At 38.6% G+C, this 23,131-nt stretch carries 21 protein-coding genes and 1 pseudogene; 8 read left to right on the plus strand and 14 right to left on the minus strand.

What is annotated here, in order from left to right; genetic code table 11:
• Window positions 1–85 precede the first annotated feature (85 nt).
• Window positions 86–2,068 (plus strand): bifunctional 2',3'-cyclic-nucleotide 2'-phosphodiesterase/3'-nucleotidase, encoded by a 1,983-nt coding sequence (locus Q1K78_RS03740; RefSeq protein ID WP_300174593.1) that lies wholly within the window; start codon window positions 86–88, stop codon window positions 2,066–2,068.
• A 193-nt stretch (window positions 2,069–2,261) separates the two neighbouring features.
• A complete protein-coding gene (locus Q1K78_RS03745) occupies window positions 2,262–2,714 on the plus strand; it encodes a GNAT family N-acetyltransferase (RefSeq protein ID WP_300174744.1) in 453 nt (150 codons plus the stop codon).
• Window positions 2,715–2,846: 132 nt separating this feature from the next.
• Here Q1K78_RS03745 and Q1K78_RS03750 read toward each other — a convergent pair whose 3' ends face one another.
• Window positions 2,847–3,509, minus strand: coding sequence for a LysM-like peptidoglycan-binding domain-containing protein (locus Q1K78_RS03750; protein WP_300174595.1), 663 nt, complete (start codon window positions 3,507–3,509; stop codon window positions 2,847–2,849).
• A 139-nt stretch (window positions 3,510–3,648) separates the two neighbouring features.
• Here Q1K78_RS03750 and Q1K78_RS03755 point away from each other — a divergent pair, with 139 nt between their 5' ends.
• Window positions 3,649–4,269, plus strand: coding sequence for an FKBP-type peptidyl-prolyl cis-trans isomerase (locus Q1K78_RS03755; protein ID WP_300174597.1), 621 nt, complete (start codon window positions 3,649–3,651; stop codon window positions 4,267–4,269).
• Window positions 4,270–4,393: 124 nt separating this feature from the next.
• On the plus strand, window positions 4,394–4,861 hold the full coding sequence (locus tag Q1K78_RS03760) for a DUF2780 domain-containing protein (RefSeq protein WP_300174599.1): 468 nt from the start codon (window positions 4,394–4,396) through the stop codon (window positions 4,859–4,861).
• A 76-nt stretch (window positions 4,862–4,937) separates the two neighbouring features.
• Here Q1K78_RS03760 and Q1K78_RS03765 read toward each other — a convergent pair whose 3' ends face one another.
• The 6 genes from Q1K78_RS03765 to dusA form a co-directional block, all read right to left on the minus strand.
• Window positions 4,938–5,699: a phosphoadenylyl-sulfate reductase gene (locus tag Q1K78_RS03765; protein ID WP_300174601.1), complete on the minus strand. Its 762-nt coding sequence runs from the start codon at window positions 5,697–5,699 to the stop codon at window positions 4,938–4,940.
• Window positions 5,692–7,422 (minus strand): assimilatory sulfite reductase (NADPH) hemoprotein subunit, encoded by a 1,731-nt coding sequence (cysI, locus tag Q1K78_RS03770; RefSeq protein ID WP_300174603.1) that lies wholly within the window; start codon window positions 7,420–7,422, stop codon window positions 5,692–5,694. The genes Q1K78_RS03765 and cysI overlap by 8 nt, the downstream gene beginning before the upstream one ends.
• On the minus strand, window positions 7,422–9,245 hold the full coding sequence (locus Q1K78_RS03775; RefSeq protein ID WP_300174605.1) for an assimilatory sulfite reductase (NADPH) flavoprotein subunit: 1,824 nt from the start codon (window positions 9,243–9,245) through the stop codon (window positions 7,422–7,424). Before Q1K78_RS03775 ends, cysI begins: the two co-directional genes overlap by 1 nt.
• Window positions 9,246–9,378: 133 nt before the next feature.
• The gene (locus Q1K78_RS03780; protein ID WP_300174607.1) at window positions 9,379–9,609 is read right to left on the minus strand and encodes a hypothetical protein; all 231 of its coding nucleotides are present in this window, start codon (window positions 9,607–9,609) and stop codon (window positions 9,379–9,381) included.
• 141 nt (window positions 9,610–9,750) lie between these two features.
• On the minus strand, window positions 9,751–10,452 hold the full coding sequence (locus Q1K78_RS03785) for a TIGR04219 family outer membrane beta-barrel protein (protein ID WP_300174609.1): 702 nt from the start codon (window positions 10,450–10,452) through the stop codon (window positions 9,751–9,753).
• A 118-nt stretch (window positions 10,453–10,570) separates the two neighbouring features.
• Window positions 10,571–11,557 (minus strand): tRNA dihydrouridine(20/20a) synthase DusA, encoded by a 987-nt coding sequence (dusA, locus tag Q1K78_RS03790; protein ID WP_300174611.1) that lies wholly within the window; start codon window positions 11,555–11,557, stop codon window positions 10,571–10,573.
• A 141-nt stretch (window positions 11,558–11,698) separates the two neighbouring features.
• On the opposite strand from dusA, the pseudogene Q1K78_RS03795 reads away from it, so the two are divergent.
• A pseudogene (locus Q1K78_RS03795) lies at window positions 11,699–11,932 on the plus strand (site-specific integrase); the annotation flags it as partial.
• Window positions 11,933–12,454: 522 nt separating this feature from the next.
• On the opposite strand, the gene Q1K78_RS03800 reads toward Q1K78_RS03795, so the two are convergent.
• The 3 genes from Q1K78_RS03800 to Q1K78_RS03810 all read right to left on the minus strand — a co-directional run bounded on the left by Q1K78_RS03800 (window position 12,455) and on the right by Q1K78_RS03810 (window position 14,893).
• Window positions 12,455–13,615 carry a hypothetical protein gene (locus tag Q1K78_RS03800; protein WP_300174613.1) on the minus strand — a complete coding sequence of 387 codons (1,161 nt, stop codon included), beginning with the start codon at window positions 13,613–13,615 and terminating at the stop codon, window positions 12,455–12,457.
• Complete coding sequence (locus tag Q1K78_RS03805; RefSeq protein ID WP_300174615.1) at window positions 13,605–14,570, minus strand: hypothetical protein; 966 nt, start codon at window positions 14,568–14,570, stop codon at window positions 13,605–13,607. The genes Q1K78_RS03800 and Q1K78_RS03805 overlap by 11 nt, the downstream gene beginning before the upstream one ends.
• Before the next feature lie 98 nt (window positions 14,571–14,668).
• Window positions 14,669–14,893, minus strand: coding sequence for an ogr/Delta-like zinc finger family protein (locus Q1K78_RS03810; protein ID WP_300174617.1), 225 nt, complete (start codon window positions 14,891–14,893; stop codon window positions 14,669–14,671).
• Between the two features lie 518 nt (window positions 14,894–15,411).
• Between Q1K78_RS03810 and zur the strand changes: the two genes are divergently transcribed.
• Both zur and Q1K78_RS03820 read left to right on the plus strand, forming a co-directional pair.
• Window positions 15,412–15,861, plus strand: a complete 450-nt coding sequence (gene zur / locus Q1K78_RS03815) for a zinc uptake transcriptional repressor Zur (protein ID WP_300174619.1) — start codon at window positions 15,412–15,414, stop codon at window positions 15,859–15,861.
• 20 nt (window positions 15,862–15,881) lie between these two features.
• The gene (locus Q1K78_RS03820) at window positions 15,882–16,343 is read left to right on the plus strand and encodes a chemotaxis protein CheX (protein ID WP_300174621.1); all 462 of its coding nucleotides are present in this window, start codon (window positions 15,882–15,884) and stop codon (window positions 16,341–16,343) included.
• Window positions 16,344–16,561: 218 nt separating this feature from the next.
• On the opposite strand, the gene pgi is transcribed toward Q1K78_RS03820, so the two are convergent.
• From pgi to Q1K78_RS03840, 4 genes are all read right to left on the minus strand, one after another.
• Window positions 16,562–18,214 (minus strand): glucose-6-phosphate isomerase, encoded by a 1,653-nt coding sequence (pgi, locus tag Q1K78_RS03825; protein ID WP_300174623.1) that lies wholly within the window; start codon window positions 18,212–18,214, stop codon window positions 16,562–16,564.
• 234 nt (window positions 18,215–18,448) lie between these two features.
• Window positions 18,449–19,684: a BamA/TamA family outer membrane protein gene (locus Q1K78_RS03830; RefSeq protein ID WP_300174625.1), complete on the minus strand. Its 1,236-nt coding sequence runs from the start codon at window positions 19,682–19,684 to the stop codon at window positions 18,449–18,451.
• Window positions 19,684–20,766, minus strand: a complete 1,083-nt coding sequence (alr, locus tag Q1K78_RS03835) for an alanine racemase (protein ID WP_300174627.1) — start codon at window positions 20,764–20,766, stop codon at window positions 19,684–19,686. The genes Q1K78_RS03830 and alr overlap by 1 nt, the downstream gene beginning before the upstream one ends.
• A 12-nt stretch (window positions 20,767–20,778) precedes the next feature.
• Window positions 20,779–22,176 carry a replicative DNA helicase gene (locus Q1K78_RS03840; RefSeq protein WP_300174629.1) on the minus strand — a complete coding sequence of 466 codons (1,398 nt, stop codon included), beginning with the start codon at window positions 22,174–22,176 and terminating at the stop codon, window positions 20,779–20,781.
• A gap of 181 nt (window positions 22,177–22,357) precedes the next feature.
• Here Q1K78_RS03840 and Q1K78_RS03845 point away from each other — a divergent pair, with 181 nt between their 5' ends.
• Window positions 22,358–23,116, plus strand: a complete 759-nt coding sequence (locus Q1K78_RS03845) for a YdiY family protein (protein WP_300174631.1) — start codon at window positions 22,358–22,360, stop codon at window positions 23,114–23,116.
• Window positions 23,117–23,131: the final 15 nt, after the last annotated feature.

Below are 23,131 nucleotides of genomic sequence, written 5' to 3' on the forward strand. Positions count from 1 at the left end.
ATATTGAAATTCAAATTACATTGAGTTCACACTCAATCTGTTATGTTATTGGCGCTTTTTATGATTATCACCTTTGGAGAACACTATGAAACTCTCTGCTAAACCTGTTTCACTTGCTGTATTAGCTGGCTTAGGCTTACTAACAATTTCTGGCTGCACACCATCGTCAGTAGATACAAACGAAGTGATTAAATTGCGTGTTGTAGAAACAACAGATATCCATACCAACCTAATGGATTACGATTACTACAAAGATAAGCCATCTCAAAAAATTGGTTTAGCACGTACAGCGACACTAGTAAAAGAAGCTCGTGGTGAAGTAGTAAACAGTGTTCTTGTTGATAATGGTGATTTACTGCAAGGCAGCCCTATGGGCGACTACATGGCAGATAAAGGCATTGAAGCCGGTGAAGTTCACCCCGCATATAAAGCAATGAATCAGTTAGATTATGATGCCGCTAACCTAGGTAATCACGAGTTTAATTACGGTTTAGATTTCTTAGCTGAATCTATCAATGATGCTGATTTTCCATACATTAGTGCAAACGTGTATGACGCAAAAACAAAAGAACATTACTTTACGCCGTACATCATTAAAACGCATAAGTTTAAAGATACCGCTGGTGTAGAGCACGAAATCAAAGTGGGTTACATTGGTTTTGTTCCACCTCAAATCATGACGTGGGATAAGAAAAACCTTGAAGGCAAAGTCATTGCTCGTGACATTATTGAAACGGCAAATGAACTTGTTCCTCAAATGAAAGCAGAAGGCGCAGACGTTATTATTGCGATCCCGCACTCTGGTGTTTCAACTGACCCATACAAACAAGGCGAAGAAAACTCAACATTTTACTTATCTGAAGTAAACGGTATTGATGCTATTGCATTTGGTCACTCTCACGCCGTCTTCCCTGGTAAAGGTTTCGATGATATGCAAGGTATCGATAACCAAAACGGCACCATGAATGGTGTTGCCGCAGTAATGCCTGGCCGCTGGGGTAGCCATGTTGGTGTGATGGATTTAACGCTTGAGCAAAAAGATGGCAAGTGGGTAGTAGTAAAAGGTCAATCTGAAGCTCGCCCTATCTTTGATAATAAAGAGAAGAAATCATTAGCAGCAGCTGATGAAGGCATTGTTAAAGCACTAGAAGCAGACCATAAAGGCACGCGTGAATTTGTTAGCCAACCTATTGGTAACGCTGATGACGTGATGTACAGCTTCCTTTCTCTAGTTCAAGACGACCCAACCGTTCAAATTGTTAACCTTGCACAAAAAGATTATGTTGAACGTTTCATTCAAGGTGATCCAGATTTAGATGGGATTCCAGTGTTATCTGCTGCTGCGCCATTTAAAGCAGGTGGTCGTGGAAATGATCCAACAAACTTCACTGAAGTTGAATCAGGCCAATTAACGTTCCGTAATGCGGCTGATTTATACCTATACCCTAATACGCTAGTTGCAATGAAGGTAACAGGTAAAGAAGTCAAAGACTGGCTTGAGTGTTCTGCTGGTCAATTTAAACAAATCGATATCAATAGTACAGCACCTCAACAGTTAATTGATTGGGATGGCTTCCGTACTTATAACTTTGATGTAATTGATGGCGTTAACTACCAAATTGATGTTACTCAACCTGCTAAATACGACGGTGACTGTAAAGTTATTAATGAAGGTTCTGAACGTATTGTTGGCTTAACTTACCAAGGTAAAGCGATTGATATGAAGCAAGACTTCCTTATCGCAACCAATAATTACCGAGCTTACAGCAATAAGTTCCCAGGTACTGGTACTGACTTTATCGCTTTTGATTCACCTGATGAAAACCGTACCGTTCTTTCTGGTTACATTTCACGTGTAAGTAAAGAAAAAGGACAAGTTAGCCCATCAGCAGACAACAACTGGTCATTTGCTCCGATCCAGAGCAAAACAAAGCTAGATATTCGCTTTGAAACATCTCCAAGTGACAAAGCGGCACAATTCATCAAAGACAAAGGTCAATATCCGATGAAACGTGTTGCTACTGATGATGTGGGGTTTGCTGTATACAACATCGATTTAAGTAAATAATGAGATCATAATTATTACTTAAACAATAAATTATTTATTAATAGCATGGTTATTTAACCATGCTATTTTTTTACATAGTCCATAACATATTCACAGCTAAACTCCCCGTAAACATATTAATTAAAATAAGTTAATGCTCAATAAAGTTGAAATTGTTATCTTAGTATTTCAATTACGCACAGAGAATATCATCATGATCCAATGGCAAAGCATTCCTTTTCATCAATTAACAACCGTTCAGTTATATGAGTTACTCCGCCTGAGAGTCGATGTCTTTGTCGTTGAACAAACTTGCCCTTACCCAGAATTAGATGGCAAAGACTGTGCTGAAGGTGTGTATCACTTAATCGGTTACATCGACAATAATATCGTAGCTTGTGCGCGATTACTCCCTGCCGGTATTTCTTATAACAATGTGAGTATTGGCCGTGTTGCGACCAAAGAGAGTGCAAGAGGCAATGGGCTTGGCCATAAATTACTTTCTGAAGCATTACGTCAATGTGAGCAATTGTGGCCTAATGCGAATATTGAAATTGGAGCTCAAGAACACCTAACCCATTTTTATCAAAATCATGGGTTTGTAGTAACGTCTGATATGTATTTAGAAGACGATATTCCGCATGTCGATATGCTGTTAGAAAGGTAACCTTGTATAATCTTTGATGAAGTGCCAGATGCTTTAACCTAATGGGAATAGGATTAATTATTTTTCCTCTCATGCCACAAGAATGACTTTACGTATAAGAGGAAAAAGAGAATAGTCGTTGATTCGTATTATTTACTTGCTTCGCCCAAAGTTTCCATCAGACATTCTAAAGAACATAATGGCCTCGCCCTGACGTTCAATCTGAAGAATGTCTAACTCATTTTTTGTATTTAATTTAAAGCGGAACAATTGGCCTTTTTTGACGTTGCTTAATGGTTTATCTGCACCTTCAATTTTGACCACTTTATTTAATTCTGTCAGTGATAAATTATTTTTTCTAAAGATTTGGTACAGCGTATCACCTTTTTGAATTTTGTAATCATGCCATTTTTCAACGCTTTGTTCTGGTGGTGATATTGATGTATCTACTGTCTTTTCTACCGACTTCACTTCCCTTTTTTCTTGTTCAACCTCATAAAAAGAAAGCGCATCTCTAAGCTCAGTTTCTTGCTCACTTAATCCGTCTAGGTTCAAACTAACGCTTTGTCTTTGCATTTCAGGCGCAGGGATCATCGTAGGCTGAATGCTCTCAACCTCTTCTTCTACACCGCTTGGCAATAGAATTAAAACAAAAGTAACTGGAACTAAAATGCGTAATGCTTTTTGATGAAATTGAGGTAAGCGCTGCCAATAAGGTGAGACTTTTTCTGTAAGAGGCCCGCACTTTTCCTTTAAGTTAGCCAGTTGCTCAGAAAAATCTGGGCGCTTTATATTCATTTTTTTCTTTTTATTCATGCCATCGCCTCATGCGAAACTGGTGAGCTCACATTTTATTCTAATATCAGAGTGCAAAGAAGTACAAAAGTTTACCTTAAGCTTAGATCTCTGTATCCTTTATGCCTTCGTTTATACCATATAAAGAAAGAGAGACAGCATGTCTGAAGTTAAATTAGAAACAGTAGAGCAAAAAGCAAGCTACGGTATTGGTCTTCAAATGGGCCAACAACTTGCACAATCTGGTCTTGAAGGCCTAAACGTTGCAGCTATAGCTAAAGGCATCGCAACTTCACTAACTGGCGACATGCCAGAAATCGAAGTTGACGCTATCAACGAAGCGCTTCAAGCACTTCACATGCGTGCTGAAGAAGCTCGTGCTGAAGCATCTAAAGCAGCGGCAGCTGACGGCGAAACGTTCCTAGCTGATAACGCGCTTCGTTCAGAAGTAACTGTACTTGAATCTGGTCTTCAATATGAAGTACTAACTGTAGGTACTGGTGAGATTCCAACTTCTGATAAAACAGTACGTGTTCATTACCACGGTATGCTAACTGACGGTACAGTATTTGACAGCTCTGTAGATCGCGGTCAACCTGCTGAATTCCCAGTAACTGGCGTTATCGCTGGTTGGGTTGAAGCTCTTCAACTAATGCCTGTAGGTTCTAAGTGGAAGCTTTCTATCCCACAAGACCTAGCATACGGTGAGCGTGGCGCTGGCGCTGCAATTCCTCCATATGCTGCACTAGTATTTGAAGTAGAACTACTAGACATTATTTAATCTTTCTCAAAAAAGAGTAAATAATAAAATTAGAAAGCGATGCCTATAGGTATCGCTTTTTTTTATGTCATACTCTAGTTGTCGTGTTAAAAAAACAATATCATTATGTTAAAAGGAAATAACAATGAAAAAGACTCTTATTTTATCGACTTTAGCGATTGCTCTTACTGCTGCTGCACCGGCTAATGCCTTCTTATCTAGCTTATTTGGGGGTGGCGATGATGAAGCAAAAACAGAGCAAGCAACGTCTTCAAACCCTCTTGTTGGTATGTTGACAGATAACTTAGGTATTTCTGCCGATCAAGCAGCTGGTGGTGCTGGAGCATTACTCGCTATGGCTGGTAATGGTTTATCAAGCTCTGAAAGCTCTGAACTAAATAGTATGGTTCCTGGCCTTGAGTCTCTAACTGGTGCTATCCCTGGTGGGCTAGGCGGTATGATTTCAAACATGGACAGTGTTAAAACTGCATTTTCTGCTCTAGGTCTAGATCCTGCTCTTATTTCAAAATTCACCCCATTAATTACTCAATACCTAACATCACAAGACGCAAGCTCAGGCCTGCTTGATTCTCTGACTTCATTATGGAAATAATTTCTTTTTAAGAGAAATAAAAAAAGACAGTGAATAATCGCTGTCTTTTTATTTTTATCAACGATAGAAAGAAAAATTAAATTCCAGAGCCTTCCGCTTCTGCATCATCTTCATGTAAGCCACATTCACGTTTTAATCCAAAAAATCGAGTGTCTTCTTCTTTCATTCCCGGTTCCCATTTCTGAGTTGTATGTGTATCACCAACAGACAAATATCCTTCCTCTCTCAATGGATGGTAAGGCAGCCCTTTTTCTTCTAGGTAATAATGCACATCTTTATTACTCCAGTCGATCACAGGTAAAAATTTAAATACCCCATTTTGAATACTTAAAATCGGCAAATGTGAACGAGAAGAAGATTGATCGCGTCGTAAACCAGAGAACCAAATACTCACTTCTAGTTGGTCCAACGCTCTTCTCATCGGCTGAACTTTATTTAAACGGTTATAATGTTTAAGTCCATCGACACCCTGCTCCCATAACTTTCCATAGCGTGCTTCTTGCCACATGGGAGTTTTATCTGCTGTAAATACTTGTAAATTCAAATTAAGCCGTTTTGTTAGCTCATCAATAAATTGGTACGTCTCAGGAAAAAGATACCCAGTGTCCGTTAAAATCACAGGAGTATCAGACTTAACGTCCGTGACTAATTGCAACATTACCGCGGCCTGAATTCCAAAGCTTGAAGAAACTGCTGGTTTACCTTCTAGATTATCTAAAGCCCAAGAAACTCGCTCTTGAGCCGTTAGTTTTTCAAGCTCGGTATTAATTTCAGCTAAGCGTAAAATTTGCTCGACTTTATTTAATGACAGCAGCTCTGACAGTTGCAATTTAGGCATAAAAGTCCCTTTTTGATACTTTCACTTCATCCACAATTCCGGCTCGAATGGTAAAATCACCAAAGCCTTCATTCTCTTGACGCTCAGTTGCCCAACGACCAACCAATTCATCAATCTCTGATAAGATTTGGCGATCCGTTATATTTTCTTTGTACATTTTAGGAACACGAGTACCACTGCGATTACCGCCTAAATGGAAATTATAACGACCCGGTGCTTTACCGATTAAACCAATCTCAGCAAGCATTGCTCGACCGCACCCATTAGGGCATCCCGTCACTCGGAAAATAATATTCTCGTCTTCTGGCAAATTATGTTTTTTCAGCACACCTTCAATCTCTGTGACAAATTCAGGAAGGAAACGTTCTGCTTCTGCCATCGCTAATGGACAAGTAGGAAAAGCCACACACGCCATTGAGTTTTTACGTTGCTCTGAATGCCCATCATCAATTAAGCCATGCTCTCGAGCAATTTGCTCTATCTGATCTTTTTGCTCAGCAGGCACGCCAGCAACAATTAAGTTTTGATTGGCTGTCATTCTAAAATCACCTTGGTGGATCTTAGCAATCTCAGCAACACCGGTTTTTAATGGCTTACCCGGGTAATCTAATAAACGACCATTTTCGATAAATAATGCAAGGTGGTGCTTACCATCAATACCATCTACCCAACCAATTCGATCACCACGTTCTGTTAACTCATAAGGACGGCTTTCTTCAAATTGAATACCTGCACGTTTTTCGACTTCAGCTTTAAAGACATCAACACCAACACGATCTAATGTGTATTTTGTTTTTGCATTTTTACGATTTGAACGGTTACCCCAATCACGCTGAGTGGTTACCACTGCCGCCGCCACTTCTAATGTTTTTTCTAATGGCACAAAACCAAAGTCATCCGCTTTACGAGGATAAGTGGCGGTATCACCGTGCGTCATCGCAAGGCCTCCACCAACAAGTACATTAAAACCAACTAATTTGCCGTTATCTGCAATGGCAATGAAATTCAAATCATTAGCATGAACATCTACATCATTTTGTGGTGGAATAACTACGGTAGTTTTAAATTTACGAGGAAGATAATTACTGCCTAAAATAGGCTCTTCATCTGTGGTTTCTAATTTTTCACCATCCAACCAGATCTCAGCATACGCACGAGTTTTTGGTAATAAATGTTCACTGATTTTTTTTGCCCATTCATACGCTTCTTGATGTAATTCAGATTCCACCGGATTGGTCGTACACAATACATTTCGGTTTACATCACCCGCAGTTGCAATCGAATCAATGCCAATGCTATTCAATGTTTGATGCATTAATTTAATGTTTGGCTTTAATACACCGTGAAACTGAAAGGTTTGACGTGTAGTTAAACGTAAGCTGCCATACGATGTATTTTCTTCGGCAAATTTATCAATCGCCAACCACTGTTTTGGCGTAATTATTCCACCCGGCATACGTGCGCGAAGCATTACGTTATGCAAAGGTTCTAATTTCTGTTTTGCACGCTCAGCTCGAATATCTCGGTCATCTTGCTGATACATGCCGTGAAAGCGGATCAATTGAAAATTATCGTTGGTAAAACCGCCCGTAATGCGATCCTGAAGATCCTCTACGATCGTGCCTCGAAGATTTTTACTTTCACGCTTTAGACGCTCGTTATCCGCTAATGGGCCAAGTTCTGTGCCTGATAAGATTGTTTTTACTGCAATTTGTTCGCTCATTAGTACACATCCCTTTGGTAACGTTTCGCCTTACGCAGATCATTTACAAATTGCTCTGCTTCTTCTCTGTTCTTTTTACCTTGCTGCTCAACAATCGTAATTAACGCTTCATGCACATCTTTCGCCATGCGAGTGGCATCACCACAGACATAAATATAAGCGCCATCTTGCAGCCACTGCCACACTTGAATTGAATGCTCTAATATACGATGTTGCACATAGACTTTTTCTTGTTGATCACGACTGAACGCCACATCTAATTGATTTATAACGCCTGATTTCAGGTATTTCTGCCATTCAACTTGATATAAGAAATCTTGCGTAAAGGTTCTATCACCAAAGAATAACCAGTTCTTACCTTTTGCATTACGGTTGTCACGCTCTTGTACAAATGAGCGGAATGGAGCGATACCCGTACCAGGACCAATCATGATCACAGGGGCATTATCATCTTGAGGAAGTTTGAAATTATTATTGTGTTCAATAAATATTTTTACTTCATGACCCTCTTCTAAACGATGAGATAGGAAACTAGAAGCACCACCAAATCGAGTATCATCACCTTGTTGGTATTCAACAACAGCAACTGTTAAATGCACTTCTTCATCCACTTCTGTTTGGCTTGAAGCAATAGAATATAAACGAGGAGTTAGACGGCGAAGTAAACCTACTAGTTGCTCTGCCGTTAATTTAGTTTTCTTTTCTGATAACAGATCAATGACTTGAGTATTGCCAGCGTATTGACGTAATTTATCTTTGTCTTGAACTAACTTCTCTAACTTTTTACTGCCTGATAGCTCTGAAAACTTGCTGACTTGCTGTGGATTTGCTGATGTGATTTCGTATTTTTCAATTAAGGCTTTTTGAAGAGATATTGACTCTCCATCAACATCAACTTGCTCTTCACCTTTTAATCCAACTTGCTTTAAAACTGCAGTGACTAATTTCAGGCTATTTTCAAACCACACACCTAATGCATCACCCGGCTGATAAGTTAATCCTGAATCTTCAAGATCAATTTCAATATGGCGAACATCTTTACCTGAATCTCGACCTGTAATTTTTTGGCTTGTTAATAAGGTAGCCGTATATGGATTTTGTTTTGAATATTGCGAAGTAGCGTGCGCCGCTTGACCAACAGGTAATTGCACTACCTGTCCATTTTTAGACTCATTATATGTTGATAAGGTTTCTTTTATTTTCTCTAATGCTTGTTTACGCCACTTTGCGGCTGGCGCTTCATAATCAACATCAAGATCGATACGCTCAATAAATGGCGTCGCGCCTTTCTTAGATAAATACGCATCAAAATCTTTACCTGTTTGGCAGAAAAATTCGTAGCTTGAATCACCTAAACCAATGACTGCGTAGTTTAAATTATCTAATTTTGGGGCTTTTTTAGATTGAAGAAATTCATGTAATTCAATGGCATTATCCGGCGCTTCGCCTTCACCATTGGTCGATGCGACAATAATAACGTGAGTTTCTTTGGCAAGGTTTTTACCTTTATAATCACTCGCATCAAACAGCTCAACACTAATTCCAGAAGCCGATGCTTCTTCTTTTAATGCTTCAGCAACGCCTTTAGCATTACCTGTTTGTGAGGCATAAATAATTGATAACTTACCTACAGGCTCACTTGATACCGCCTCTGCGGCTTGGCTAATTGGTTGTGTTGTACCAGACGTTTGGCTGACACCCCAAAAATAACCACTTACCCAAGCAAGTTGTTGTGAAGATAATTCTGAAGCCGCTAGCTGTAATTGACCTATTTGTTGATCATTAAGTGGGCTAGCGAGTGCGGAGAGTTCCTTTAATAACATGACGACATCCCTATTCATTGCGTCATATTAGATTAGCGACTCTTTTCTATAACAAGAAAGAATAGATAGGTATGTTTTATAACTTTTTGGAAGAAAGAAATGTTTGCGTTACGTAATTTATACCGAAAACAAGTTAATCATTAATCCTGACTTGATTGAATCCAACCGCTAACGCACTCTTTGAAGCCAATTCTAAATCCCTATATTTCATCTCACCTCCCTTCATATCGGTAAGTAAAACAAGGCCTCCACGCACATGGCGAAATTCGACAATCCAAGAGCCCTCAACCATTGCTGACTCAATAACAGCTTCAACAAGCTGATCTTCTTGGTACATCAATTTTAATTCACTTAATGTCGTCATAACTGCATCCTTACCAAATATGAATATCATAGTAATATCCATTATATAAGAATGGTCAATGATCGACGATTGAGCAAATTTTAAATAAAAAAATAGCGACTCAGTCATCTGCGTCGCTATCTTAACGATATTAATTATTGACTAGAAATCAAATGACAAACCGCCGAACCAACCGTCAACCATGACATTTGCTTCGTTACTATCAAAGCCTTCGAAATAGCCAAACTCATGATCCATTACGCGATAACCGAGTTTAAACTCAACATCTACGGCATCAACAGGAAGGATATATTTAACCCCCGCTTGGCCATCCATAGTTCGAGTATCACTGCTGCTACCAAAATCATATTGACCAAAAATGTGGAAGTTTGTGTTTGGAATGTGCATAGATGCATCGGCATACATGTTCATTGCGGTTTCGCTAAAGCTTTGATTTGCAGGTTGAGCTGGATCTGTAGAAACAGAACCACCTTTATTAAACTCGCCATTAGCAAATTGCGTTAACGTTAAACCAACATCAAACTGCAAACCATTAGTGTCTAATAATTTGTAGTAACCCGTATAATCGATTTGATCGTATTCAAAGCGATCAGCCTTTACTGGGGTATAACGTACTTTTACATTTGGTATATACGCAAATGGATGTTCAAAAGCTATCGAGAACGCTTGTGATGCATCTACATCATTGTTACGTATTGCGCCCTCTTTAGATCCCACTTTTGCATCAGGGAACCACGCATCAATCTCAACTTTAGTAGTAAATTCCTTCTCTGTTGAATGTGCAGGTAGTGCCAATACTAAGGCAGCCGAAGCAACAACAGCGGTAAGGGATAGTTTGTTCATGCGTAGTCTCCATTTGCGACGCTATGTGGTTCATCTGCGGTCATAATAAACGATCTGGTTTATTTATGTACTCTTCTTTTTCTTTCTATATAAAACTTATTAGCTCAATATCAAAAGCTTACACATCAAGTTCGGCTGGTATTTTAGCAAGAGCGGCTTGAACCACTTCAATACCTGAGCCTGGTTTGTGTGCATTTTCACTAATGTAACGACGCCATTGACGAGCACCCGGTAGGCTCTGAAATAAACCAAGCATGTGACGGGTAATGTGTCCTAAATTTGCACCATTTTCTAATTGTCGTTCAATATATGGGTACATTGATTCAACAATTTCACGACGCTTTTTAATTGGTTTATCGCTACCAAATAACTGTTGGTCTACTTCTGCTAATAAATAAGGACTTTGGTACGCTTCACGACCAATCATTACACCATCTAGATGCGCTAAATGTTCTTTTGCTTCTTCAAGCGTTTTAATACCACCATTCACAGCAACAACCAGTTGAGGGAAATCTTTTTTAATTTGATATGCTCTTGGGTAATCAAGCGGTGGAATTTCACGGTTTTCTTTAGGGCTTAAACCACTCAACCACGCTTTACGGGCATGAATGGTAAATTGATCACAACCGCCCTTCTCGTGAACCGTTGATACAAACTTAGTTAAAAACTCATAGCTGTCTTGATCATCAATACCAATACGTGTTTTAACGGTCACTGGAATATTAACAACCGCTTTCATCTCAGCGATACATTCAGCCACTAAATCTGGATCGGCCATCAAACAAGCACCGAAACGACCGTTTTGAACACGATCTGATGGACAACCTACATTTAAGTTTATTTCATCATAACCACGATCTGCCGCTAACTTCGCACAATGTGCTAAATCTTTAACGTTTGACCCACCTAACTGCAATGCAACTGGATGCTCTTCTTCGTTATACGCAAGAAAATCGCCTTTACCATGAATAATGGCACCTGTTGTTACCATTTCAGTATATAACAGGGCATGTTCAGATAATTGACGATGAAAATAGCGACAATGACGGTCAGTCCAATCAAGCATGGGAGCAACAGAAAAGCGTTGTAGTGGGTAAGAGCTCATAAATAAATTCGTTCAGTGATCAATGCCGCAATTCTAACATAATCAGAACATAAACAGCCAACCTATTACCTCGATTAAATATCTGACAAAAAGAATGACGTTCTTGAAAAGAGTGTAAAAAAGAACCTAAAAACAAGCACGTTAGCAGCACTTTTAGACCTTTTTATCAATGATAGGGATTTATGGAGCAACACAGGAAGAACTAAGCAATTTGTAATAAAAATGCTTAGAGATTGCGATATAGCTAAAATTAACAATCACGAACTCCAAATAAGTGACTTAATCGAGCATTGCCGAAACAGAAAAGGGACAGGCACAAAGCCCGCGACTATTTACCATGATATCGCCTATCTTCGCTCTGTAATGAAGAAGAGCAGTTTAAATTGCAGCATTGGCACGTTAATACGCTTTTGATTGGTGTCTCTTCTTTTTGCTCAACAGTGCGAGTCTTACAATGACAAACGGGACAAGTAACATACATATTCTTTCTCCTATACCGCTAAATAACTGGAATAGAATTAAAGTAACAGTGATTCTTTTTGATGAGTATAGAACCCTTTTCTATATCAAGGTTCTAGAAAATAGCAGAGGTCAAAATTAGATAATCGAGGAAGGCACACAAGCCTTGTTCGGACTCACCCTCCCCTCCCCACCGAAATTCCGCACCGAAATAAACGAAAAATGCGCTGTATAATGAAATAACTGTAAACCTTGCTAGATAAAGGCTTGAGACTAGAGAGCAAAAAAAGACAGGATCGCAAACGTGCGTTTTTCCAATAAATCATTTTATTGGTATGCGGTCACTATAGAAGATACTTAATATAGTAAAATTATTACAACATTTAACATTGGCGAAGAACTTTTCCACCAATGTTAAAATTAAAGTTATATTTTTATTTAACTTTCACTAACAGTTTCTAATGAACTCGAAGGTGTATATTTAAATGAATGTTCTTTCAAAAGATCCAATTTTTTCGCTTCAAATGCTTTAAGTACTGTCATTTTTAACTTACTTCGTTCTTTATTTGAAATCTTACTTTTAGTCGAAAATCTAACAATTGAGATTGTTAGTTCACTTTGACTCATACTCTCTAAATCAGGGAACTCAAAATCTATTTCACACGCCCCCTCAACTTCGGAGGTTGTTATAGTATAAGTACATGAAATATTAAATAGTTTTATTCTAGCCTTTAGCGTAGATAATCGTAAAAAAACACTACTATCAAGGTTCTCACCTTTAAGTGTTAATTCTTTGATTTTCTGCTCTAGCATTTTTATCTCTTCAGGAGCATCCCCTGGTATATCATTATCTGGCTTAATATGTATTCTTTTCGTGTTTTTAATGTAAGCAGCATAATCTATCGATTTTATTAATTGAGTTAAATAATCTATTCGTGATTCGTTAGTAAAATCTGTAAACAGAATTCGTTTTATCTCTTCTGATTTTATAGCCGACGATTCTTTCAGCTTTCTACTAGCTCTTCTTACTATTTCATTAGCAATATTCTGTGATTCTTTTGATGTATGTTTTGTCGTTACATTAAGGTCAAGTTGATTATTTTCATCCACTCTCATTTCAATTGAGCAATCAAAATAATTTTCATCTTCTCCAAAATTTTTAGTTCTATCTCGACGTTTTATTCTAACCTCAGCAATGACGTGATTTGGATTTTTGCCATCTCCAGCGACTATAAACTGAGGTTCATTTTCGATAGTCAAATTATGAAAAGTATCATCTACCAAGTTTTCAAAATCAAAACCAAAACCAAGTTCAGAAGCCAAAGTTGTTCCCAAGTCTTGATTCCAAGTTAATTGTTTAGTTTGTACCTTAGGATTATCCTCCTTTTCTTTTACTAGATCTTTTAAGTGTGCAAACTCATAAGGAGCAATTCCAGTTTTAACAAGTAAAGGTACAAGATTCTTCTTATCTTGAGATGAACAAAATGCACCTCTAGCTTGTAGTATGCCTTTAAGTTCATTTGCACTAATCATTTGATTCGCTAAGAACTGTCTAAGAATATCGCCAGAGGGAATAAAAGTATTATCTTTATTCATCATTTAAATTCCTAAAATTTGGCTTAAAGTTAAAAACTTTAACATTTTCTGATGAGAGGCTGTGTTTTCGAAGTGATAAGTTTACGTCCTTTTCATGATCATCTTTAAAATAATCATAAAATCCAATACCGTAAGAACTCGCAATTTTAGCGGTTCGTTCTTTTGCACTAAAGATATAATTACTTAATGATTCTTCCGAGAAGTCTTCTTGAGTAATTGTAATAAAAGTAAATACTTCTTGCCCGCTACTTCCTTGTTTTAATAAAAAATTAACAAATGGAGATCCAAGACACTCGACTGGCATTATTTTACTATAAGGAGGCCGATCATAGTCCATAATATTTAAACTCGTACTCCCTTGATGGAAATAAACTTCATGATGAGGGTACATAGTATTTAAGTGTTTAATAGCATCGATAATAAAAGAGATCTTTTTATTATCGACAATATAAAATTCCTCAATATCGAATTCCTGATGTATATAACGAGTATTCGCAATTTTACTAATATAATCAGCTCGAGCATCATCTTCACTGGACAAGAAAAAAAGGACAGGTACATTCCTAACCTTCGTGTATCGCTCACCATAAAATTGTGTAGATAATTCTTGCCTATGTTGTGATAATTGAAAACACTTTTCCGCATCCAAAATATCTTTAATATAATTCTTAACTAACGATGTTAAAGACTGTGGATAACAAGTATTTTTAGTGTGCTTGACTGAAGCAAGTATATTTATAAGTGTTTCTGACTCTAATCCTGAAATGTATGCGTATTGTACATCGATACCATGTTGCTGCCGCTTCTCTTTTTTTGTACCTTCCCTTTTATGTTGTTCACCTTTAAAACAGCTAAAGCTGATGTTGGGGTTCGCATTGTTCCAACCAGTAAGGTTAAAAAACTTATCAATTATATTTTCACCTGTTTCACCAGATGACTTTGATTTTTCTCCAGACATATATTGAACTCATAAATAAAATTATTAATATTATATTCTGATATTTAATCTATGTATTGAAATTGATCACGAATCAGATAACTACATTATCTGATGCTTCAACATATTAATTTGATTGCTGGTTTACACAGCTCAGGTTGCAGCTCAGGATTTGGTTTTTGACCTGCAGGATCAATAATACGGCACACGGATGTGTACGTGACGAAGATAACTCCACAATTAAAATTCAAACACTGACAATAAGCCTCACGTGTTTCTTTGGTTATAGCTTTTGAGGTCGCTATGCGCGCTTTACTTTCGCATTTAGGGCAAGTAATTAGCATTAACCTTCCTCATTATCCTTTCGGCCTATAATAGGCAATTAAGACACTATCAATCGATTATTTTTAAGGTTTATGGTCATGAATTTATCAATGGGTACTTTCGCCCCTTTCTGTAATGGCTTAATCAAACATTGAACGCCTTTAACACTCCAACCAGTCATATCCACGAGGGCTTTTTCTAATGTTTAAATGAGGTTTTCTTGAGGCGCGGAACATCTTTCGTTTTCACGATGCTATAAACTGCGCTTTTGGTTTCCACTTTGATGCATCAGCCATGTGGCGTTATATCATCACCTACCTTTCACCGAATAGCCGTCCCATTTTTCGAGTTGCGATGATACTTCGACGGCAAAGTCCAATTAATAAAAACAGCGTCATAATCAGAGCATAAACAGCCAACCTATTACCTCGATCAAATATCAGATCAAAAGAATGGCGTTCTGGAAAATAGTGTAAAAAATAACATAAAACTTATGATAAACTCACAGGTCTATATCAGAAAATAAGATACATAACCCTTGAATCGTACCCAAAGACAAAAAGTTGAGCAATTATGCCAACAACGCGGCGTTAGACTTACCCCGCAGCGATTAACTGTTTTAGAGCTTATTGTGATCCATCAAGGGGCAATCAGTGCTTATGATCTTTTAGAGCAATTAAAAAAAATAGAACCCCAAGCAAAACCACCGACTATTTATCGTGCTTTAGATTTTTTAGTCACTCAAGGCTTTGTGCATAAGGTCGAGTCTATTAATAGCTACATTTCATGTTGCATGATTGGTGAACACGCCCATTTTTCACAACTGTTTATATGCCGTACTTGCGATGATGTTGTTGAGTGCCATGATATAAAAATTACCGAGCAGCTAACCAAGCATGCTGAACAAATTGGTTTTTCTGTTGAAAACCATATTGTTGAAACTCATGGTACCTGCAAAGCTTGTTTACATAGCGATAATACGAATTAATTTAAAGGATCCTACCCAAGATGCGCGCTGAATTTGTAAACCCTTTCTTAGCCTCACTGATGAATGTACTTAAAACGATGGCTTCAATGGAACTTAAACCTCAGAAACCTCGTATTAAAAAAGATGAAATTGCTCGTGGTGATGTTTCAGGCCTAATTGGTATGGTGGCATCCCAAAGTAGGGGCTCAATGTCTATTACTTTTGATGAGCAGCTTGCCTTGCAAATCATGCAAAATATGCTGGGTGAGCGCCCAAGTAGCATTAATGAAGAAGTCACGGATATGGTGGGTGAAATTACTAATATGGTAACGGGTGGTGCCAAACGTATTCTTTCTGAAAGTGGTTTTGAATTTAATATGGCAACACCAATGGTAGTATCAGGTAAAGGCCATACGATTACTCATAAATGTGACGGCGCGATCATCATCATGCCTTTTTCCTCTGAGTGGGGTAATGCATTTATTGAGATCTGTTTTGAGTAACAGAGACTAGAACGCTGCGCTTCTATAAGAGCAAAAGCAAGATCTAGGATTCAGGATTCAGGATTCAGGATTCAGGATTCAGGATTCAGGAAAATTAAAGGTTTAGGTAGAAATATCTCAACCTTTTTTATTGTCTGTAATAACTCAAAATAAGTTACAGATACAAAAAGAGCCGACCGAAGTCAGCTCTTTTTTATTAATAAACGATAACTTAATGATTAAGCTTTGTATGCTTTAAATGCGTTGATTAAGCCATTCGTTGAACTGTCGTGAGAAGTCACGGCTTTATCGTCAGCTAGCTCAGGAAGGATTTGGTTAGCCAATTGCTTACCAAGTTCTACGCCCCACTGATCAAAACTGAAGATATTCCAAATCACACCTTGTACGAATATTTTGTGTTCGTACATTGCAATCAAGTTACCTAGTGTTTTAGGCGTTACTTGTTTAACAAGAATTGAGTTCGTTGGGCGGTTACCTTCAAAGACTTTAAACGCAACTAGCTCTGCCATTTCTGCTTCTGTTTTACCAGCAGCTGCAAACTCTGCACGAACTGTCTCTTCTGTTTTACCAAAGGCTAATGCTTCTGTTTGTGCGAAGAAGTTAGACATTAGTTTCTGGTGGTGATCACCCACTTGGTTATGACTGATTGCAGGTGCAATAAAGTCACAAGGAATTAATTTAGTCCCTTGGTGAATTAATTGGTAGAACGCGTGCTGGCCATTCGTACCTGGTTCACCCCAAATAATTGGACCCGTTTGGTAATCAACTGGGTTACCGTTACGGTCTACACATTTACCATTTGATTCCATATTACCTTGTTGGAAATACGCAGCAAAGCGGTGTAGATATTGATCATATGGAAGAATTGATTCTGATTCAGATCCATGGAAGTTGTTATACCATAGGCCAATCAATGCCAATATTACTGGAACGTTATTTTCAAGTTCAGTATTAGCAAAGTGATTATCCACTTCATGAGCGCCTTCAAGTAGCTCAATAAAGTGATCAAAGCCAACCGCTAATGCAATTGAAAGACCAATCGCTGACCATAAAGAATAACGACCGCCAACCCAATCCCAGAATTCAAACATGTTATCGGTATCGATACCAAACTCAGACACTGATTCTGCGTTAGTTGAAAGTGCCGCGAAGTGTTTCGCTACGTGTGCTTGATCGCCAGCTTCAGCTAGGAACCAATCACGAGCACTGTGTGCATTCGTCATTGTTTCTTGAGTTGTGAACGTTTTCGATGCGATTAAGAACAATGTTGTTTCTGGATTTAATGGCTTCAGTGTTTCAACGATGTGTGTACCATCAACGTTTGAAACAAAATGCATATTTAGGCGTGTTTTGTATGGAGCTAATGCTTCAGACACCATGTATGGACCAAGATCTGAACCGCCGATACCGATATTTACGATATCTGTAATTTCTTTACCCGTGTAACCTTTCCACTCACCAGAAATTAAACGCTCAGTAAAACCTTTCATTTTATCTAGCACGGCATTCACAGCAGGCATTACATCTTCGCCATCAACCATTACTGGTGTATTGCTACGGTTACGAAGCGCAGTATGAAGCACTGAACGATCTTCTGTTTTATTGATTTTTTCACCACTGAACATCGCTTTAATTGCTGAAGATAATTCAGTTTGCTCAGCTAAAGAAAACAACTTTTTCATTGTCTCTTCAGTCACTAAGTTCTTAGAGAAATCAACTAAGATATCTTGACCAAACGTTGTTGAGAATTTTTCAAAACGCTGAGCATCGGCAGCAAACAAATCTGATAATTTCATGTTTTGTGCTGTTTCAAAGTGTGCAGTTAAGTCTGCCCAAGCTTGAGTTTCTGTTGGGTTGATGTTTTTTAACATGGTAAAAATATCCCGTGTAGTAGGTTTGTTGGCTCAAAAAATAAATTTCGAACGCCCCGTTTATACGAATCTAAAAATTGGTGCTCTAATTCAGTGAGCTTTATATTGAGTTATTATGACCAAAACTACGCTCACTCTTTTTGAGTTAGGTCACATTTAAACTTCTAACAGTGAACATTATCACTTTCAAAATTACAGAACTCTAGTACTGAGATCATATTTCTTTCTAAAACATTAAAATGGCTGATTGATCATCACTCTGAATACGTTTTCTTCACTGCCTTTCGACATTTCAGTTCGCACCACAATACCTTCAACTTGAAAACGAATTGCACCACCGGCACTCCACTTCATGTCATCGTGTAACGTTGATAATGAAAACTCATCAGCAACTCGACCAGTATCAATAAAAGCAACCCATTGCCACCAAGGCACGTCATAAAGATTAAAGATAGGCCACTCTTCTAAGGGTTGCCAATCAGGCATCACTCGATATTCTGCCGAATAATGAATTGCCGAACGACCATGAAATCGTCCACTATTATAGCTTCTCAATCGGTACAACCCACCCAATTTTATACCAGCATATTCAGGGGGTTGATGTGATCCATTTTGCCAACTTGGCGTATCAGCAATATAAACATCTAATGCTAATACTTGTTTATTGATGATGTCACCTAGGCTACCTAAATCAAAAAAGGCACTTTGTTGAAACTCCCATGTCCACCACTCTTCTTGCGAGCTAGTTTCCGGTGAATAAGTAAAGTCCAATTCAGTTCGAGAGCCATTAGTGGTGTTTCTTACACTATTTCGATTATCCCAATCAAGGTTAACTTTCATTCCCCAATTGGATTCAGGTTCATTCCAACTAGCGACATCTGAAAGTTTTCGAGAATAATAAAAGGGACTAAGCTCAATACTCGATACTCCACTTTTTAATGGATTAAAGCCATTTACTTTTCTTTCCGGTAGATAAGCAGCTCTAGCGCCAATACTCTTAGCATTACCAATAGGTAAAACGTAATTAGCACTTAAATGATATTGTGTTTCAACACTGTCTGTGAAAATTTCTTCATTCACATTAGAGCTATTACTACCTGCCACTCCAAGGTGATAATCCATGTCTTTAAAGCTAGCATTATAAGCATTTGCTCCCACTAACCATGAGTGACCGATTTGAAAATTATTCGCAGACAAATACCCCATGTAAGAACCTTTGCTTGAATAAAGGCCTGCTGCAAATAGTGTCGCTTGAGGTTGACCGACTCCCTTCATTACTGCTGCTGCGCCTATCGTAGTCCCTAAGCTCTCAGACGAAAACATAAAAGGAACTGCTGAGGTTTCAGGCAGAGACGTTGGCCAAATATCTTCTTCAGCAAAAGCCTTATTCAAAAAAGAAAAAGATAGAATAAGAAAAAGCGCTAAACAAGTAGCGCTTTTTAGTGGAAATGGATTCAAAATAGATCTCATTAAATATATTGCATCTGTACTCGTGATGTTAGTTTAGTCACTAACTCATAAGCAATAGTTCCTATGTGCTCCGCTACTTCTTCTGCAGGAAGATCTCGTCCCCATAAAACAGCTTCATCACCAACGTTATCTTCTGCATCAGGTCCTAAATCAACCGTTAGCATATCCATCGAAACACGACCAGCTACCGGAACTTTACGTCCATTAACTAATACTGGCGTTCCATTCGGTGCTGCAATTGGGTAACCATCACCATAACCAATCGCAATAACCCCAATTTTAGTATCACGCTCACTGGTCCACATCGCACCATAACCAACACTTTCTCCGACTTTTACTTCTCTCACTGCAATCAAATGCGAAGTTAGAGTCATCGCTGGTAAATACCCTAACTCTTCCGCCGATTGTTCGGCAAAAGGAGAAACGCCATACATGATAATACCAGGACGAACCCATTCTAATTGACTGTTTGGCCAAGCTAATAACCCAGCAGAAGCCGCAAGTGAGCGCTCACCTTGGCAACCTTTAGTTAAAGACATAAACGTCTCTATTTGCTTATTAGTTGTCGGATTTTCTAGCTCATCCGCGCAGCCAAAATGACTCATATAACGTAATGGTTTCGCTACGTTTTTACACGCATGCAAACGACTCACATATTCTTGATATTCTTCAGGGCGGATACCTAAACGGTGCATACCAGAATCCACTTTTAACCAAACAACTACCGGACCTTCAAGATCAGCGCTTTCTAAGGCTTCAAGTTGCTCTTTACAATGTACCGCGGTTTGAATGTTATTGGTCACCAAAATAGGCAAATCACCTGCCGAGTAGAATCCTTCAAGTAACAATACTTGTTTAACAATCCCACCAGCACGTAATTGCAGCGCTTCTTCGATACGAGCAACACCAAAAGCATCAGCCCCGTGTGCGCCTTTAGCTACCTTAAGCAATCCATGTCCATACCCATTCGCTTTTACTACTGCAAGCACTTTACTATTCGGTGCTTGCTGTTTAACTTTTTGCAAATTATGGGCTAACGCAGACATATTAATCTGCGCAGAGGCCGCTTTCATATAACTCATGATCCAGCCTTATTATTCATCATCAAACGCAGGGCCTGCGTAATTATCAAAGCGTGAGAATTGCCCTTGGAACGTCAAGCTTACCGAACCAATAGGACCATTACGCTGTTTACCCAAAATAATTTCTGCAATACCTTTACGATTACTCTCAGGGTTATAAACCTCATCACGGTAAATAAACATGATCAAATCGGCATCTTGCTCGATAGCACCAGATTCACGAAGATCCGAGTTAATTGGGCGCTTATCGGCACGTTGCTCTAGGGAACGGTTCAACTGAGACAAGGCAACAACAGGAACATTCAATTCTTTCGCAAGTGCTTTTAAAGAACGAGAAATTTCTGATATTTCTTGAGTACGATTATCTTGCATACCTGGAACGCGCATTAATTGAAGGTAATCTATCATGATCATACTTAGCCCACCCGACTCACGTGCAACACGACGTGCACGAGAACGCAGCTCAGTTGGAGTAAGGCCAGAACTGTCATCAATATACATATTCTTTTTCTGAGTCAAAATACCCATGGTAGACGAAATCCGCGCCCAATCTTCGTCATCTAATTGACCAGTACGAATTTTGGTTTGATCAACACGCGACATTGAAGCCAACATACGCATCATTAGTTGTTCGGCTGGCATCTCTAGCGAGAATATTAAAACGGGTTTGTCTTGGTCCATTGCGGCATTTTCACATAAGTTCATCGCAAAGGTAGTTTTACCCATTGATGGACGAGCCGCAACGATAATTAAATCCGACCCTTGCAAGCCCGCTGTTTTCTTATTTAAATCCGTAAATCCAGTCGATACACCCGTTACGCCATCTTGTGGACTTTGGTATAAAAGCTCAATACGTTCTAATGTTCGCTCAAGAATGGTATCTACCGTTTGTGGTCCTTCATTCTCAGTCGTACGAGCTTCTGCAATAGCAAAAACTTTACTTTCTGCCATATCCAATAAATCTTCAGCGGTTCGACCTTGAGGATCATAACCAGCATCAGCAATTTCATTCGCAATACCAATCAAATTACGTACCATTGCACGCTCACGTACAATATCCGCATAGGCATTTATGTTCGCGGCACTTGGGGTGTTTTTCGCTAAATCCGCAAGATAAGCGAAGCCACCCACAGTATCTAGTTTTTCATGACGTTCAAGGTGTTCTGATAACGTGATTAAATCCAGAGGCAAACTACTTTCTAGGATGGATTTAACCGATTCAAAAATCAGTCTATGTGGTCGGCTATAGAAATCCCCCGCCACTACTTTTTCTGCAACAGAATCCCAACGTTCATTATCAAGTAGTAAACCACCAAGTACAGATTGCTCTGCTTCTAATGAATGCGGCGGTACTTTTAATGCATCAACTTGTGCATCGTGCTTACGGTTTTGATTTCGATTATCGGCCATTACTACTTTTCACCATCCTAAATTTAGCTCTATATTATAACTGAAAGAAACATGGATTAAATAACAATCCTTCTATAGCAACCTCACCATTCGAAAAATAAAGATTTTGACTCAAATTTAACTCTTTAATCGAATAAAACACTATACTATCCACCCTATTTATTTTTTCTGAGATTTATACGTGTTAAAAAAAGTTTTACTTACAGGGCTTATCGCAATCAATGCATCTGTTCATGCAAGTGAGATTGAAGACGCGGATACATCACCTCCCTCTCCATGGGAAAGCCAAGTGGAATTTGGTTACCGATCAAATAGCGGCAACAGCGACTCCCAAGCACTCAATAGCCGATTTGAGGGTAGTTACACATCAGGACAACACCGCCACACGGGTGAAATAAAATATTACTTATCACAAAAAGATGGTGAAGCCGATAAAGACCAACTTAGTCTTAACTTGCAAAGTGATTATAAGATCAGTCCTGATTACTATTTATACGCCAACTTCAAAGGGCTAAATACCAAATACAGCGCTTATTTTAATGATTATACTTTCTCTGGTGGTTTGGGTTACCAAGTCAGTAATACAGAAAAATTACTATTAGAAGTCGAAGTCGGCCCCGGTTTTCGTTACCAAGACCCTAACTTAGATGAAATCGATGATGATGATTTGATTTTTCCAGAGACAGTTCAAGAACCCATCCTTAGAACGAATGTAAATATTTCGTGGAAGGCGCTTGATTCATTAACCTTAGCAGGTGAAGTCACCATTACTGCTGGTCATAGTAATACTCGTGTCGATTCTGAAGTCAGTGTGACAAATAACATTACCGAAGAAATCGCCCTGAAGATCGCGCAATCACAAGAATATCTTGATCGGGTCCCTCCTGGGCTAAGCAATAGCGACTCAGTATTTAGTATAAATTTACTTTTTTCTTTTTAGCGATTAATACCACTA

It is taken from the genome of uncultured Aliivibrio sp. (genome assembly GCF_946479765.1).
GTDB lineage: Bacteria > Pseudomonadota > Gammaproteobacteria > Enterobacterales > Vibrionaceae > Aliivibrio.